The organism is Actinomadura sp. CNU-125, assembly GCF_001942465.1.
GTDB lineage: Bacteria > Actinomycetota > Actinomycetes > Streptosporangiales > Streptosporangiaceae > Spirillospora.
In genome coordinates, this window is sequence record NZ_MKJY01000135.1 from 1 (window position 1) to 13,705 (window position 13,705).

Here is a 13,705-nt window from a genome sequence, read left to right on the forward strand (position 1 = left end):
CGGTAGTGCTTCAGCAGCAGGTACTTCGCCATCGTGTCTCTCCTCGATGCTCGTACGACCCATTCTCGGCCGCGCTCCCCCCGGGGACGGAACCGGTGACGGATTCTCGACATCCCCGTCCAAGATTTTTTGTTCGTGAACGAGCCCGGTGCGGACCAGGCCGTGATCGCCGTCCGGCGGCCGGCCCACCGGACGGCTTGTTCACCGGCCCCGGCGCTTGTAGGTGCGGACGGACAGGGGGACGAACACCACCAGCAGCGCGGCCGACCACAGCAGGACGGCGGCCACCGGATGCGCGAGCGGCCAGGCCACGTCGCCGGACGGGACGCCCGGATTGCCGAACAGCTCGCGGGTGGCGGCGGTGAGCGCGCTCACCGGGTTCCAGTCGGCCAGGAAACGCAGCCACGCGGGCATGCCGCCGGTCGGAACGAACGAGTTCGACAGCATCGTGACCGGCAGGAACAACGGCACCATCTGGTCGGCGACCTGCTCGTTCTTCACGACCAGGCCCACGTAGACGCCCACCCAGCTCAGCGCGTACCGCAGCACCACGATGAGCAGGAACGCCTCCGCGGCGGCCAGCGGACCGCGATGCGGCTGCCAGCCCACCAGCAGCCCGGCCCCCACCATGATGCCCAGGCCCAGCAGGCCCTGCAGCAGGTCGCCGCCGGCCTGCGCGAACGGCACCGCCGTCCGCGCCATCGGCATGGAGCGGAACCGGTCCATCACCCCGCGGGACGCGTCGTCGGCCACCCGCACCATGACGCCCATCACCGCCGAGAACGTCACCATCGAGAAGAGCCCCGGCATGAGGTACTCGCGGTAGTCGCCGCCGCCCGGCACCGCGATCGCGCTGCCGAACACGTACCCGAACAGGAGCACCATCACGGCGGGGAAGATCAGTGCGGCGACGAGCCCGCCGGGCTCCTGGCGCAGCCGTCCGACCTCGCGGCCGATGAGGGTCAGCCCGTCGGTGACGGTCCAGCGCAGGCGGCGTCCGGGCGGCGCGGTGAGGGCGGTCACTGGACGGACTCCTTCCGGTCGGTGAGGCGCAGGAACACCTCGTCGAGGGTGGGGCGGCGCAGGCTCACGTCGGCGGCGGCGACCCCGGCGCGGTCGAGCTCGCGGACGATGTCGGCGAGCCGGAGGCCGTCGCCGGACAGGGCGACGCTGAGCCGGTCGGCGCCCGTCATGGCGGGATCGGTCCCGGCCAGGGCGCTCAGGACGGCCGCCGCCGGACGCAGCGCGCCGGGATCGTCGAGGACGACGTCGAGGCGGTCCCCGATCGTGGCCTTCAGCTCGTCGGGGGTGCCCGTGGCGATCACCTTGCCGTGGTCGATGACGGCGATGTCGTCGGCGAGCCGGTCGGCCTCCTCCAGGTACTGCGTCGTCAGGAGCACCGTCGTGCCGTCCGCCACCAGTTCGCGGACGCCGTCCCAGATCTCGCCGCGGCTGCGCGGGTCCAGGCCGGTGGTCGGCTCGTCCAGGAACAGCACCTCGGGGCTCAGGATGAGGCTGGCGATCAGGTCGAGGCGGCGGCGCATGCCGCCGGAGTAGCCGAGGACCTGACGGTCGGCGGCGTCCATCAGCCCGAAGCGTTCGAGCAGTTCGTCGGCCCGCCGGTGCGCCTCGCGCCGCGACAGGTGGTAGAGCCGCCCGAACATCCGCAGGTTGCCGCGGCCGGTGAGCTTCTCGTCGACGGCGGCGTGCTGGCCCGCGAGCCCGATCCTGGCCCGCACCTCGTCGCCGTCGCGGACGACGTCGTATCCCGCGATGCGGGCGTGCCCGGCATCGGGGTCGGCCAGGGTCGCCAGGATCCGCACCGCGGTCGTTTTGCCCGCGCCGTTCGGGCCGAGCACGCCGCAGACCGTCCCTCTCGGGACGCTCAGGTCCAGGCCGCGCAGGGCGTGGGTGTCGCCGAAGGACTTGTGCAGCCCCTCGGCGACCACGATCGGTTCCGCCATGACCCCTCCATTGGGTACTTTGTACGCGGTCATCGTGGTGAGCGTAAGCCACTGGGTACTATGTACGCAACAGAGGAGGCGACCCGGGTGTCCGACGCCGAATACGTGAACATCTGGATGCGGCCCGAGCGCCCGGCCCGCGGGCCGCGCCCGGCCTACAGCCGCGCCCAGATCACCGAGGCCGCGATCCGCGTCGCCGACGCCGAGGGCATCGAGGCCGCCACCATGCGGCGGATCGCCGCGGAGATCGGCGCGGGCGCGATGTCGCTCTACCGGTACGTCCCCGGCCGCGACGACCTCATCGAACTCGTGGCCGACCGCCTGATGGGCGAGATCGACATGGAGGGCGTGCCGTCCGGCGACTGGCGCGCGGACCTGACGCGCTATGCCGACGGGCTGCGCGGGATGTGGCTGCGGCACCCGTGGATCGCGCGGGTGAACCGGTCGCTGCCCGGCTTCGGCCCCAACCAGCTGCGCCTGATCGAACGGGTGATGGCGGTCCTGGTCCCGCACGTCTCCATCGACGAGGCCCTCAGCCTGCTGTCCATCTTGAGCGGGTACATCGAAAGCGCCGTCCGCGAGGAGGTCGCCCAGGCCGACGAGGCCCGCCGCAGCGGCCTCACCGCGGCGAAGTGGATGGCCCGGAACTCCCCCTACATCCAGCGGCTGGTGGAAGGCGGGGAGTACCCGATGTTCACCAAGATCGTGCTGGAGGCGCGCCAGCCGCACCTGAGCCCCGGTGACCAGTTCCGATACGGGCTGGAACGCGTCCTCGACTGCATCGCCGCGCCCCTTTCGTCACCGGTCGAGTCAACCCCGGCGCGTGACGAAACATCCGTCCGTGACGAAACATCGGACACCCCGTGCCCCGTGTGCGGCAACGCCGTCCCCCCGACCTCGACCGGACGTCCCCGCAGGTACTGCTCACGGGCGTGCCAGCAGCGCGCCTATCGCGCCCGGAAGAGCCCCGGGGCCCCCGAGTGATCCGGCGCCGACGACTCTCGCCCGAGACGTCGCGGCCCACCCTGGCCGTTCCCCCGGCGCGTCGACGGTCAGGCGGATCAGCGGAAGCGACGGAAGCGAGCGCCCCGGGAAACGTGATCCGCATGGCGCAGGTCACCTGCCGTCCCCCGTAACCTCACCGGTGTCTCGTGCTCGACAGCCGGAATCGAGAGAACAGCACGAGCAAGATCTGGTGCATGCCCTGCCTCACCGGGTGCGGGCCTCCCTCTAGTGGCCGCAGCGCTGCTGGGCGCGTTCCCGGCAGGACTGCCTTGGGCCGTCCTCCTCGGTGTCGGGAAATTCTGGCGCCCTCGGCCTCCATTGCCCTGCGGTACCGGGTAGTGCAGCGTCGGTCGACGATCGGCGCGCTTGGGTTCGTCTCGTTCAACGCGCCGTGGACCGGCCTGGCTTTCCTGCTGTCCGCGGCGCCGTATCGCTACTCGGCCGTAGTGAGACGCGCCGTCCGGCCGGACGGTGTCAGTGATGGGCGGCTCCCCTGTCCTCGGCGCGGGCTCGGAGCAGGAGCGCGACCCAACTGCGATACGGCCTCCAGCGGTCGGCGATCCCGGCCAGTCGCGGCACGTCGTCGGCTTCGGAGGTGTCGAGGCCGTACTCGTCCGCCATGGACGCGTGCAGGCGGCGTTCGTGGAGCGGGAAGACGTCAGGATGTCCGGCGCCGCGGATGAGTACGAGCTCGGCGGAGAAGGGGCCGATGCCGGGTACCGCGCGCAGCGCCGTAAGGGCGTCGTCCACCGGTTTCGCGCGGAGTTTCGCGGCATCGAGTTCGCCGTCGGCCGCCGCATCGGCCAAGGCGTGGAGCCGTTCGACCTTCACGTCCGTGAGTCCGGGGACATGGGTGAGCTCGAGAAGGGCTTGCGGGCCCGGGAAGGCGTGCAGGGTCCGCCCGGCGACCCGTACGGGCGATCCGTGCCGTTCGGCGATGTGCGCCTTGACGGCGGCGGCCTGCGTCATGCGGACGCGTTGCCCGATGATCGCCCATGCGGCGGCCTCGTACGGCGAGTAGAAGCACACCGGGCGGAGACCGGCGTAATCCGCCATGAGCCCGGCCACCACTGGATCGGTGGCGAGTGCGGGGAAGCCGGCACCGTCGACGTCGAGTGAGAGGATGCGCGCGATCTGGTTTCGGACGGCCTCGGTCGAGGGTTCTTCCCCGCCATCCGATTGGACGGCGAAGTCGACGCGAACCGCGCCCGCGCCGTCGTCCGTCGGCTCGTCCTGCCGCACGGCTGCGGCGACCGTCGCGTGACCGTCATCGGCCGGAAAGGCCAGCCGGAGGGTGCCGTCGGCGGCGTCGTCGTAGCTTGCAGGCGTGAAACCCTCCAGAAACCGGACACTCGCCGCGAGTGAGAAGGGGCCGGACGGGGTGATGGTGACGGTCGTCATCGTCGGTCTCCGTGCACGGTAATGGCGTAGCCCTCGGGGCCCGCGAAGGTGAACATTCGGCCGAAGGGGCCGTCCTGCGGAGGGCCGATGATCGGTACCCCGGCTGCGGCGATCCGGTCGTGCAGTTCCTGAGCGTCCGTGGCACGGAACCACAGAGCCACCCCGAGGCCGGGTCGCGCGACCTCGGAGAGGTCCACGCCCGGAAGCGGCTCGCGGACGGCGAACGGGATCGGCTCGGTGGCGAACACGACCGCACCCGGAGGGGCCGCAGGGGCTCTCCGCAGCTGGAGGTGCTCTTCGAAGAAGGCGGCCGCAGCCTCGACATCGAGCACCTGCAGGGCGACGAAGTCTGGGCCGGCAACGGTGACGGTCACGTGTCCTCGATTCCTCGATGTCAGGACTTTGACATAGCCGAATGTATGCGGGAGCGGCGACCTGTGTCAAAATCCTGACATGGAAGACCGGAAGCCCGTGGATCCTCCGCATCCCGCTCGGGACGTCACCGAGCACGTGGGATACCGCCTCAAGCGCTCCGCCGCGGCGTTGCGCAGCGCCATGGACAGGGCCCTGCGCGAGCACGGCCTGACGGTGCCGCAGTACGCGTGCCTCGAACTCCTCGATCAGCGGCCCGGCCTGTCGAACGCCGAGCTCGCCCGGGGGGCTTTCGTGACACGACAGTCCATGAACGTCGTCCTACGCGGCCTCCAGGACGCGGGGCTGGTGTCACGATCCGCCACGACCGACCACGGCCGCGCGCTCCCCGCGCACCTCACCGCCGAGGGGCGCGGACGTCTCGACACCGCCCGGTCGGACGTCTACACCATCGAGAGCCGCATGATCGCCGCCGTCCCACCGGAACGTTTGTCCGCCCTCCTCGCGGACCTCGATCGCATGGCAGAGGCTCTCGGCGGCTGACCTGACTCGCCACGATCAAGGCTCGTCCAACAAATCCCGTGGTAGGCCCTTGTTGAACCACCACGAGCGATGCCCTCTCGCATGAGGTGGCGTACCGGGCGGGCCACCGACGATGCCGTGCCCCGTCCGCCGCGAAAGATTGGCGGGTGCGGCCGGGGTTGTCACAGGACGCGCTGGATCGTACTCCTACCTCCTTTCGGACGCCTGCGGTCATCTGAAGCATCACCTGTCCAAGGCAGTGGCGATGCATTGGCCCACGAGGTGTGGATGGACTAGAGCGGCATCTGTCTCCGATGCGTCCGGCAAATGCCAGGGTCTGCCGTAAGCGGGCTCGGGGCGGGACTGCACCCGGATCCCTGGCCGCGCCCGTTCCCATACCAGGGTGCGTAAGTGGGAGACGTTCCGATTGCACGGCACCCAGGCCGGGCGCCTGCACGCGTATCGTTCGTCGGTCTGCCCGCCGACGTCACGCCGGAGCGGGCGGCGGCGCTGCCGCCGGGTACGTCGGTGTCGGCCCAGCCTCGGTCACCGCACTCCCCGGAACCGCCCCGGTCCCGTGGAAGGGCGGCTTAGTGGGGGGATGACGGACCGCTGACGGTGGTGTTCCGGGAGGCCCGGACGAGCGGCGGGGCGACCGGGCTGTTCCGGTGCGGCCGCCGCAGGGCGCTAGGTGTACTCGGTCATGGCGTTGGTGACAGTCGCGTGATGGGTGGGTGGCCACCGAGTGCGGTGTGCGGGTGTTGGGTGATTCGGAGACGTGGCACAAGGTCGATTTGGTGCGGTGCCGTGCCTCGTCCGAACCGGTTGGTGGGCTTACGAGGCGCATCTGATGGTGCCGAAACCGGCGTTCGTGCCCGGCTCCACGGCCGCCCGGTGGGGCGCCACAGCCGCCGGGCGGCGGCGGGGCGGAGTGCACGGCAACGTCTCCAACCTCGCCGTCGTGCCCCTCCCGGCATGCCCCGGCACTGACCCGCCCGCCGACGTTGTCGGTGCTGTGGTGTCGTCCGAAGCGGCCCTGCCCGAGGATGAGCGGGTCCGGATCGAGCGGCGGCAACGTAGACGGCGGGGACGGCGGCGGGCGCTGGAACGCTCCCGCCACGCCACCAACACCACCCAATACGGGCCGGGCAAACGGTAGGCCGAACATGAGCGCCGCCGCCGCGCCGCCGGGCTCCTGCCCAAACAGGTGCAGGCGCCGTCGGGTGCCGCGCCTCCCGCACCGATGGCCAACCCCGCCGGACCTCTCGCCACGGCCCCCTGCCCACGCCCCATCTGCGGTTGCGCGCCAGCGAGGGGCACGCCGCTCGCCGGCGCGCGCCTGGGTTACGTCGCATTCTCCAGCACCGTTTCTCGATAAGTTCGGCGACACCTGCGGCGGCCGCCGATCCGTGTCGGTGATATTGAGCAACACCGATGTCCTGGCGGTCGAGAGCCGTAACGCGCCCCGTACGTACCGCTGGTGTCGTCCTCGTTGCATGGCGATGGCATGGACGGGGCCGAGGACCTGGAAAGGTCGTCACCACTCAGTTCGATCTTGTGGGCCGCGAGGAGGGACGCGATGGGCGTGGGCTGCCTACTTGCCCAAGCTCGCAGTCCGACGGTCTCATCGAGTTGTTCGGCCAGCCGATCCAGCCCGCCCTTGATGAGCCGTCCGTACTCGTCGTCGCCACGTGCGCCGATCCCGGCCCGCGCCTGCTGGAGGTGCTCGCGGGCGCGGCCGGGGTCGCCCGGCTTGCGATAGCAATCACTCAAGTTCAGGTGCAACGACGGATACAGGCCGACCACCGAGAGCAGCACTCCGGCTTGGGCCACCCGCTCATCGGTGACCTGGCCGACGGCGGCAAGCGCCCGCAGATCCCACATCAACTCCTGGTGCACGTCGTCCTGCACATCGGCCATCGAATGGGCAAGAACGCAGACATGCAGCGGGTCGCCTTGCTCGCCGCCGATGTCGTCCCAGATCTGCGCGAACAATCCCCGAGCGGCTTGACGCCGGCCTTGGTGGTGATGCAACTCCACACCCTCGCCGATCCGAGTCATCGTCAGATCGGCGATCATGGGCGGCTCCTTCAGCGTCGCAGACGAACGCGGCGAGCGTATCCAAGATCGTTTTAGCGATGATGCTGTTCCCGGTGGCCGCAACGCCCGCTTCAGGCTCCACGCCCCGGTACACAGCTGCTCCAGGCGGAGCCGGCGGCCGGATCCGGGACCAGCCGCAACCGCACCAGCGTCACCGCGCCATCATCGGGGCGCCGCCACACCGCACCTCCGTTCTTCTCTCGAAACCACCGCACCTCCGTTCTTCTCTCGAAACCGCCGCGCCCCGGCCGCGGGTCCGCCCAGAGGTTCGATCGCGATCTCCGCGGCGGACGGCGCGGCGCCGACGGCACCACCCAATGAGCGGTCGCGGACTGCAGCATGTCGAAGCAGGCGCGGAACACTAGGTGGGCACGGTGAACCGGGTTCAGGGCGCGCGGGACGCTCGGCTTGCCCGGCAGGCCGAGCGTCCCGCTTCGGACTGGTGCAGGACTCGCTCATCGGTGTGCCGACGGCCCATGACGGCCGTCGAGCAGGGTGACCGGTTCATCGACCGAGCCGCCCCGGTGCTGGCGCCCCCTCGCACGCGTCACGCTCGCCGACGCGACTTCCACTCAGCGAAGGTTTCTCCGGCGTCCTTGTGCACGGCCCGGACCTGGACGTGGCCGTCCTCGGCTGAGAACGTGCTCGCGCGACAGGGGAGGCGCGAGGCGTTGCGTCTTCACAGCTCCTCCAGAGCCTTGAGGATGGCGACCTGCGAGTCCTCGGTGTCCAATGCCTTGGATCTGATCAGGTCGAGCAAATGGTCGAGTTCGGCGACGTACGCCGCGTCGTCGACCAGTCGGCCGCGGTCGCCCGCCGACTCCGCGTACGCACTGCCTGGTTCGCCCGCCGAACTGAGGAGTGTGAAGGCTCCTCCGGGGGAGAGCCCGGCGTCCTCGGGCACCACATGGATGTGGACATTGGGCAACTCCGCCAGGGTCAGCAAGTGCTCGAACTGGGCACGCATGACCTCCCGTCCGCCGAACGGCCGCCTGAGCGTCGACGAATCGAGCAGCGCGATGACCATGGGTGGGGAGTCGCGCCACAGCATCTCTTGTCTTTCCACCCGCTCGGCCACGAGTCGATCCACCCTGTTCGGCGGACGGTCGGCTCGGAGTGCCGCGCGGGCGTATTCCTCCGTCTGGAAGAGATCGGTCATCACGAAGTTCTCGTAGATCTTGATGACGCCGGCCTCCGCCTCGGCTTCGATGAACTCGGCGAGCCCTGGCGGGAGACCGGTCTCCTCGATGACCCGGGGGTAGAGGGCCTCGAAGAACTGTTCCAGCCCGAAGGTCTCGTCCAGGATGCGAGAGAGTCTGCGCGTCGGACGACGGGAGCATGTTTCGATTCCGGCGACCAGATTGCCCGAAATGTGGGCCATGGTCGCAAGTTCCGGCCGAGACCAGCCTTTCTCTTCCCGGTTCCGCTTGAGGTGGAACGCGAAGAATGCACGAACGGACTCCGAGGGGATCGGGGCAGACATGAGCGACCTTCCCATCTGTACACGGCTCTGCGCTCGTCGGATGACGCACAGAGTTGGCCATGTAGCCGAGAGTAGCCGATGCGACCCGGGATTGAAGCGCCGGAACGGGAATTCTTTGAAGAAGATAGATGATCATGAAATGTCGTGTCCACTTTTGCCATTTGCCCCATACAAAGAGCCTGGCGGACTACAGAATTACCTCTGGGGCAACCCATAAAGAAACGCCCGCGCGCGCCCACAACGTTAGGGACGGCCCTACAGCCAGGCAGGCTCGTCACCTACTTGCTTAGGGTGCTTCCAGACGGTCTGGTGCTCGTCGGACGGTGGCGCAGACGGGATGCGTCCTGGCGGCGTAGGAGCGTGCGGCTGCAAGGAGGGCGAAGCCCAGGCCACCGAAAGCCGATCCGCCGAAAGCGGCCAACCAGAGAGTTCCCGAGAGGGTGGCGCCGAGGTCCGTGTCGAGTTCAGGGGCCGGCAACACTCCGAGGGCGGCGAGCGGAGCGTAGATCACCAGGAAGACCCCGTACACCGACAGGCCGAAGCCGGTGAGCCAGGCCGGGATCAAGGGCAGCAGGCGCGGTACACGGCGTCCTGAGAGGGCCGGTGTCCAGCGGGGAAACACCTGCCCCCACGGGTACATCAGCCCGATCACGAGAAAGAATCCGAGTCCCCCGGCGAGCACGGTGACGTCGATGCCTGCCACAGCGAGCGCCTTCGCCCCATCCGATCCGCCGGAGTTCGATTCCTTCCACTTCTCGGCGGTGATGCCGAGCGCGTCACCGCCCAGCGTCCAGATGGTCTTTACTCCGGCCCACGGCAGCATGCCGCACATCAACAGGTAGGCCAGCTTCCTGGTACGGGGAGAGGCGGTCGTTGCACCGGGATGGACGAGTGGGGCGTCGTGGCCGCCGGTGTGCTGGTGTCCGCAGCGGGGGCAAGCACCGGCCAGCCGTCGACGGTACGACAGGGCCACGAGAATCAGGACGGTGGTGAGGGCCGTGCTCAGCAGCACATGAGCCAGGCCGGTGGCGCTCTCCAGCCCCGAACCGGCCGCCAGGGTAACGAAGTAGGCGGGAAGGCCGGTCATCCCGATCGCGAACACGGGGGTGGTCAGCATGAGCGCACCACTCACGGCTGTTCGGCCAGGTCGGCCCGGCTGTCGTCTGGTGGCCAGGCAGGCGGTACCGGCAACGATGGCCAGCCGGCCAGGAGCAGTTGGACGATCGGCGAGTAGGGGGTGTGCCGGGTGAAGGGCACCGTGGTCCCCGTCATGGCCCAAGTGGCCTCGATAGTGGCGTACAAGGCGCCACAGGACACAGCGGCGGCAGGCACCCACTCGGGCCACCGCCGAGCCCACCCGGTCCAGCGAGGCGCCTGTCGACGACGCGTGAAAACTGACCCCCAGGCGACGGCGGAAATCTGACCCCCTCTGCTGCCACTGTGGAGGGTGATCAAGGTGGAGGACTGGGCGGAGATCCGCCGGTTGCACCGGGCCGAGGGCATGCCGATCAAGGCGGTCGCTCGTCGGATGGGCATCTCGAAGAACACCGTCAAGCGGGCGTTGGCGGCCGAGGAACCGCCGAAATACCGGCGTGTGAGCAGGGGGTCGATCGTGGACGCGGCGGAGCCGCAGATCCGGGCGCTGCTGGAGCAGTTCCCGGACATGCCGGCCACGGTCATCGCCGAACGGATCGGCTGGACGAACTCGCTCACGGTGCTCAAGGATCGGGTCCGGGTCCTGCGGCCGCACTATAAGCCGCTGGATCCGGCGTCACGGACGACCTATCAGCCCGGCGAGCTGGCCCAGTGTGACCTGTGGTTCCCGCCGGCCAAGCTTCCGCTGGGTGCCGGACAGGCGGGCAGCCCGCCGGTGCTGGTGATGGTCTCGGGCTATTCGCGCTGGCTGATGGCCCGGATGCTGCCGTCACGAGCGGCCGGGGACCTGTTCGCCGGGATGTGGACCCTGCTCACGGTGCTGGGCGCAGCACCCAAGACACTGGTGTGGGACAACGAGGGCGCGATCGGGCAGTGGAAGGGCGGCCGTCCGCAGCTGACCGCCGAGGCCAACGCCTTCCGCGGCATGCTGGGGATCGCGATCCGCCAGTGCAGGCCCGCCGATCCAGAGGCCAAGGGCCTGGTGGAGCGGGCGAACGGGTATCTGGAAACCTCTTTCATGCCCGGCCGCGCCTTCACCGGCCCCGGTGATTTCAACACCCAGCTCGGCCAGTGGCTGGAGCGGGCCAATGCCCGGCATCACCGGCGGATCGAGTGCCGCCCCGCGGACCGGGTCCAGGCCGATCGGGCGGCGATGGTGGGCCTGCCGCCGGTTGCTCCTCCGGTCGGCTGGCGGACCTCGACGCGGCTGGCCCGCGACCATTACGTCCGGGTCGCCTCCAACGACTACTCGGTCCACCCTTCGGCCATCGGCCGCCTGGTCGAGGTCGTCGCCGATCCCGAACAGGTCACCGTGAGCTGCGGCGGCCAGCTCGTCGCCCGGCATGAGCGGTGCTGGGCGGCCCATCAGACCATCACCGACCCGGCTCACGCCCACGCCGCCGCCGTCCTGCGCCGCACCAGGATCCAGTCAGTGGCCGCCCCGGCCGGCACCGAGGTCGAGCAACGCCGGCTGAGCGACTACGACGCCCTGCTGGGCATCGAGGGCGTGGTCGCCTGATGGCTCGCGCGAAGAGCACCGCGAACCGTGACGTGACCGCTGAACTGGCCTATCTGACCCGGGTGCTCAAGGCCCCGTCCCTGGCCGCGTCGGTCGAGCGGCTCGCCGAACGAGCACGGGCCGAGTCCTGGAGCCATGAGGAGTTCCTGGCCGCCTGCCTGCAACGCGAGGTCGCCGCCCGCGAATCCCACGGCGGAGAGGCCCGCATCCGCCACGCCCGCTTCCCGGCCCGCAAAGCCATCGAGGACTTCGACTTCGACCACCAGCGCTCACTCAAGCGAGAGGTCATCGCCCACCTGGGCACCCTGGACTTCGTGGCCGCCCGCGAGAACGTGGTGTTCCTCGGGCCGCCGGGCACCGGCAAGACCCACCTGTCGATCGGCCTGGGCATCCGGGCCTGCCAGGCCGGCCACCGCGTCGCGTTCGCCACCGCGGCCGAGTGGGTCGCTCGGCTCGCCGACGCCCACGCCGCCGGGAAACTGCAGCAGGAACTGGTCAAACTCGCGCGCATCCCGGTGCTGATCGTCGACGAGGTCGGCTACATCCCGTTCGAGCCCGAGGCGGCCAACCTGTTCTTCCAACTGGTCTCCAGCCGCTACGAACGCGCCTCTCTGCTGGTGACCAGCAACAAGCCGTTCGGACGCTGGGGAGAGGTGTTCGGCGACGACGTCGTGGCCGCAGCCATGATCGACCGCCTCGTTCACCACGCCGAAGTCATCAGCTTGAAGGGAGACAGCTACCGCCTGAAGAACCGCGACCTGGGCCGCGTCCCCGCCGCCCAGACCAACAACGACCATCAGTAACAACCCGCAGCAAACAACACCACCAGGGGGTCAACTTTCAGACGTCGACAGGGGGTCAGGATTCGCCCGTCGTTGACAGCGCCCGGGTGAGGCGCGGAGTCCTCTCGCGCGTCTGTGTCGTTTCGGGGACAGCCACTGTGACCTCCGACTTCCAGGATCCCGACGATTCATGCTCTGCCAGGTCCGTCCCGGTCGCATCGGCCCCACGGGCCATCCCCCTCCCCCGCAATGGGGAGGGTTGGGCGGCCCGGCCGGGACGCTCATGGCGGGCCTTGGCTCTGCGCCGCCGGTCTTGCCGAATGCCCTTGATCACGACTCGACGAGACAGCGCCTCGAAGCGTCTCCGTGTCTACGACTCCGGCAGGCGGCTGCTCAAGGGAGTCGATGCCCGGCCTGGGCGCACTCGGCGCGTCCCGGCCGACGCACCGCCGCCGCCCGGTCAAGAAAGAATCAAGCGTGCTTGATTGTTTTGACTTCTGGGCATTTGATTGACTGGAAGCCCCGCCGAGCCGAGGAAGAGATGACCACGCAGGCAGTTCCCCGGGAGCCACAGCAGGACCGCAGCCGCGCGACGCGGCAACGACTCCTGGAGGCCGCCGTCGACTGCCTCGCCTCGGTCGGCTGGGCCGGGACGACAGTGGCCGTGGTGGCCGAGCACGCCGGCGTCTCGCGTGGCGCCGCGCAGCATCATTTCCGCACGCGTGAGGAACTGGTGACGGCCGCGGTCGAGTACGGCTCGGACGTCCGGATAGCCCAGATGCGCGAACGTCTGGACGAGCTCGCCGACCGGCGCCCGAGCACGCTCGACGTCGTCACCTTGCTCGGTGAGATGTACACGACGCCGCTCTTCCGTGCGGCGCTCCAGCTTTGGGTGGCCGCGAGCTCCGACGAGCAACTGCGCGCACAGGTCGTCCCGCTGGAGACACGGGTCGGCCGCGAGGCTCATCGCCTGACGGTCGAGGCGCTGGGCGCGGACGAGTCGGTGCCGGGCGTCCGCGAGACCGTGCAGGCGACTCTCGACCTCGTGCGCGGTCTCGGCCTGGCCGACCTGCTCACCGACGACTCGCCCCGCCGCGGCAAGCTCCTCGGCCAATGGGCGGCGACCCTCGATACGACCCTCGGCCGCTGACCCGTCCGTCTCCCCCCGTGTCTCAGAGCCGCCAACCAGCGAACCTGTCGATTAGCGGACCAGTGAACTAGAGAACTCTGGAGACGGGAGTGGAGATGACTCGATTCGGTGTCACTCACCCCACAATGAGAAAGGGGCCCGCCAGTGTAAACGGCGGGGCCTTCCTGCAAAAAAAGTCCGGCGGCGTCCTACTCTCCCACACAGTCTCCCATGCAGTACCATCGGCGCTGAGAGGCTTAACTACCGGGTTCG

13 protein-coding genes and 1 rRNA gene are annotated in these 13,705 nt (G+C 69.4%); 6 read left to right on the plus strand and 8 right to left on the minus strand.

All coding sequences use genetic code 11. From position 1 onward, the window contains the following. Window positions 1-201 precede the first annotated feature (201 nt). Together BJF79_RS17545 and BJF79_RS17550 are read right to left on the minus strand one after the other, a co-directional pair. Window positions 202-1,023 carry an ABC transporter permease gene (locus tag BJF79_RS17545; RefSeq protein ID WP_075898810.1) on the minus strand — a complete coding sequence of 274 codons (822 nt, stop codon included), beginning with the start codon at window positions 1,021-1,023 and terminating at the stop codon, window positions 202-204. Next, a complete protein-coding gene (locus BJF79_RS17550; protein WP_262402189.1) occupies window positions 1,020-1,964 on the minus strand; it encodes an ATP-binding cassette domain-containing protein in 945 nt (314 codons plus the stop codon). Before BJF79_RS17550 ends, BJF79_RS17545 begins: the two co-directional genes overlap by 4 nt. Before the next feature lie 87 nt (window positions 1,965-2,051). Between BJF79_RS17550 and BJF79_RS17555 the strand changes: the two genes are divergently transcribed. Next, window positions 2,052-2,948: a TetR/AcrR family transcriptional regulator C-terminal domain-containing protein gene (locus BJF79_RS17555; RefSeq protein WP_083733537.1), complete on the plus strand. Its 897-nt coding sequence runs from the start codon at window positions 2,052-2,054 to the stop codon at window positions 2,946-2,948. A gap of 495 nt (window positions 2,949-3,443) precedes the next feature. Here BJF79_RS17555 and BJF79_RS17560 read toward each other — a convergent pair whose 3' ends face one another. Next, the gene (locus BJF79_RS17560) at window positions 3,444-4,370 is read right to left on the minus strand and encodes a DNA-3-methyladenine glycosylase family protein (protein ID WP_075898814.1); all 927 of its coding nucleotides are present in this window, start codon (window positions 4,368-4,370) and stop codon (window positions 3,444-3,446) included. Continuing rightward, complete coding sequence (locus BJF79_RS17565; protein ID WP_075898816.1) at window positions 4,367-4,744, minus strand: VOC family protein; 378 nt, start codon at window positions 4,742-4,744, stop codon at window positions 4,367-4,369. Before BJF79_RS17565 ends, BJF79_RS17560 begins: the two co-directional genes overlap by 4 nt. Window positions 4,745-4,841: 97 nt before the next feature. Here BJF79_RS17565 and BJF79_RS17570 point away from each other — a divergent pair, with 97 nt between their 5' ends. Further along, complete coding sequence (locus BJF79_RS17570; RefSeq protein WP_262402190.1) at window positions 4,842-5,285, plus strand: MarR family winged helix-turn-helix transcriptional regulator; 444 nt, start codon at window positions 4,842-4,844, stop codon at window positions 5,283-5,285. Window positions 5,286-6,114: 829 nt separating this feature from the next. Continuing rightward, the gene (locus BJF79_RS53415; RefSeq protein WP_143219994.1) at window positions 6,115-6,423 is read left to right on the plus strand and encodes a hypothetical protein; all 309 of its coding nucleotides are present in this window, start codon (window positions 6,115-6,117) and stop codon (window positions 6,421-6,423) included. Window positions 6,424-6,608: 185 nt separating this feature from the next. Here the strand turns inward: BJF79_RS53415 and BJF79_RS60480 are convergent, their stop codons facing one another. The 3 genes from BJF79_RS60480 to BJF79_RS17585 all read right to left on the minus strand — a co-directional run bounded on the left by BJF79_RS60480 (window position 6,609) and on the right by BJF79_RS17585 (window position 9,964). Next, window positions 6,609-7,343, minus strand: coding sequence for a hypothetical protein (locus BJF79_RS60480; protein WP_262402191.1), 735 nt, complete (start codon window positions 7,341-7,343; stop codon window positions 6,609-6,611). Window positions 7,344-8,043: 700 nt separating this feature from the next. Beyond that, complete coding sequence (locus BJF79_RS17580; protein ID WP_143219995.1) at window positions 8,044-8,847, minus strand: helix-turn-helix transcriptional regulator; 804 nt, start codon at window positions 8,845-8,847, stop codon at window positions 8,044-8,046. Window positions 8,848-9,133: 286 nt separating this feature from the next. Next, on the minus strand, window positions 9,134-9,964 hold the full coding sequence (locus BJF79_RS17585; protein WP_143219996.1) for a hypothetical protein: 831 nt from the start codon (window positions 9,962-9,964) through the stop codon (window positions 9,134-9,136). A 330-nt stretch (window positions 9,965-10,294) separates the two neighbouring features. Between BJF79_RS17585 and istA the strand changes: the two genes are divergently transcribed. The 3 genes from istA to BJF79_RS17600 all read left to right on the plus strand — a co-directional run bounded on the left by istA (window position 10,295) and on the right by BJF79_RS17600 (window position 13,453). After that, window positions 10,295-11,521, plus strand: coding sequence for an IS21 family transposase (gene istA / locus BJF79_RS17590; RefSeq protein ID WP_075898824.1), 1,227 nt, complete (start codon window positions 10,295-10,297; stop codon window positions 11,519-11,521). Then, window positions 11,521-12,324, plus strand: coding sequence for an IS21-like element helper ATPase IstB (gene istB, locus BJF79_RS17595; protein WP_075898826.1), 804 nt, complete (start codon window positions 11,521-11,523; stop codon window positions 12,322-12,324). Before istA ends, istB begins: the two co-directional genes overlap by 1 nt. 520 nt (window positions 12,325-12,844) lie before the next feature. After that, window positions 12,845-13,453 (plus strand): TetR/AcrR family transcriptional regulator, encoded by a 609-nt coding sequence (locus tag BJF79_RS17600; protein ID WP_075898828.1) that lies wholly within the window; start codon window positions 12,845-12,847, stop codon window positions 13,451-13,453. A gap of 175 nt (window positions 13,454-13,628) precedes the next feature. Here the strand turns inward: BJF79_RS17600 and rrf are convergent. Next, a 5S ribosomal RNA gene (gene rrf / locus BJF79_RS17605) occupies window positions 13,629-13,705 on the minus strand; the annotation flags it as partial.

Excerpts from the sequence above, each read along its gene's own strand:
- BJF79_RS17550 (WP_262402189.1), bottom strand. The coding sequence starts at position 1,964 with ATGGCGGAACCGATCGTGGTCGCCGAGGGGCTGCACAAGTCCTTCGGC.
- BJF79_RS17560 (WP_075898814.1), bottom strand. The coding sequence starts at position 4,370 with ATGACGACCGTCACCATCACCCCGTCCGGCCCCTTCTCACTCGCGGCG.
- BJF79_RS53415 (WP_143219994.1), top strand. The coding sequence starts at position 6,115 with ATGGTGCCGAAACCGGCGTTCGTGCCCGGCTCCACGGCCGCCCGGTGG.
- BJF79_RS60480 (WP_262402191.1), bottom strand. The coding sequence starts at position 7,343 with ATGATCGCCGATCTGACGATGACTCGGATCGGCGAGGGTGTGGAGTTG.
- BJF79_RS17580 (WP_143219995.1), bottom strand. The coding sequence starts at position 8,847 with ATGTCTGCCCCGATCCCCTCGGAGTCCGTTCGTGCATTCTTCGCGTTC.
- BJF79_RS17585 (WP_143219996.1), bottom strand. The coding sequence starts at position 9,964 with ATGCTGACCACCCCCGTGTTCGCGATCGGGATGACCGGCCTTCCCGCC.
- istB (WP_075898826.1), top strand. The coding sequence starts at position 11,521 with ATGGCTCGCGCGAAGAGCACCGCGAACCGTGACGTGACCGCTGAACTG.
- BJF79_RS17600 (WP_075898828.1), top strand. The coding sequence starts at position 12,845 with ATGACCACGCAGGCAGTTCCCCGGGAGCCACAGCAGGACCGCAGCCGC.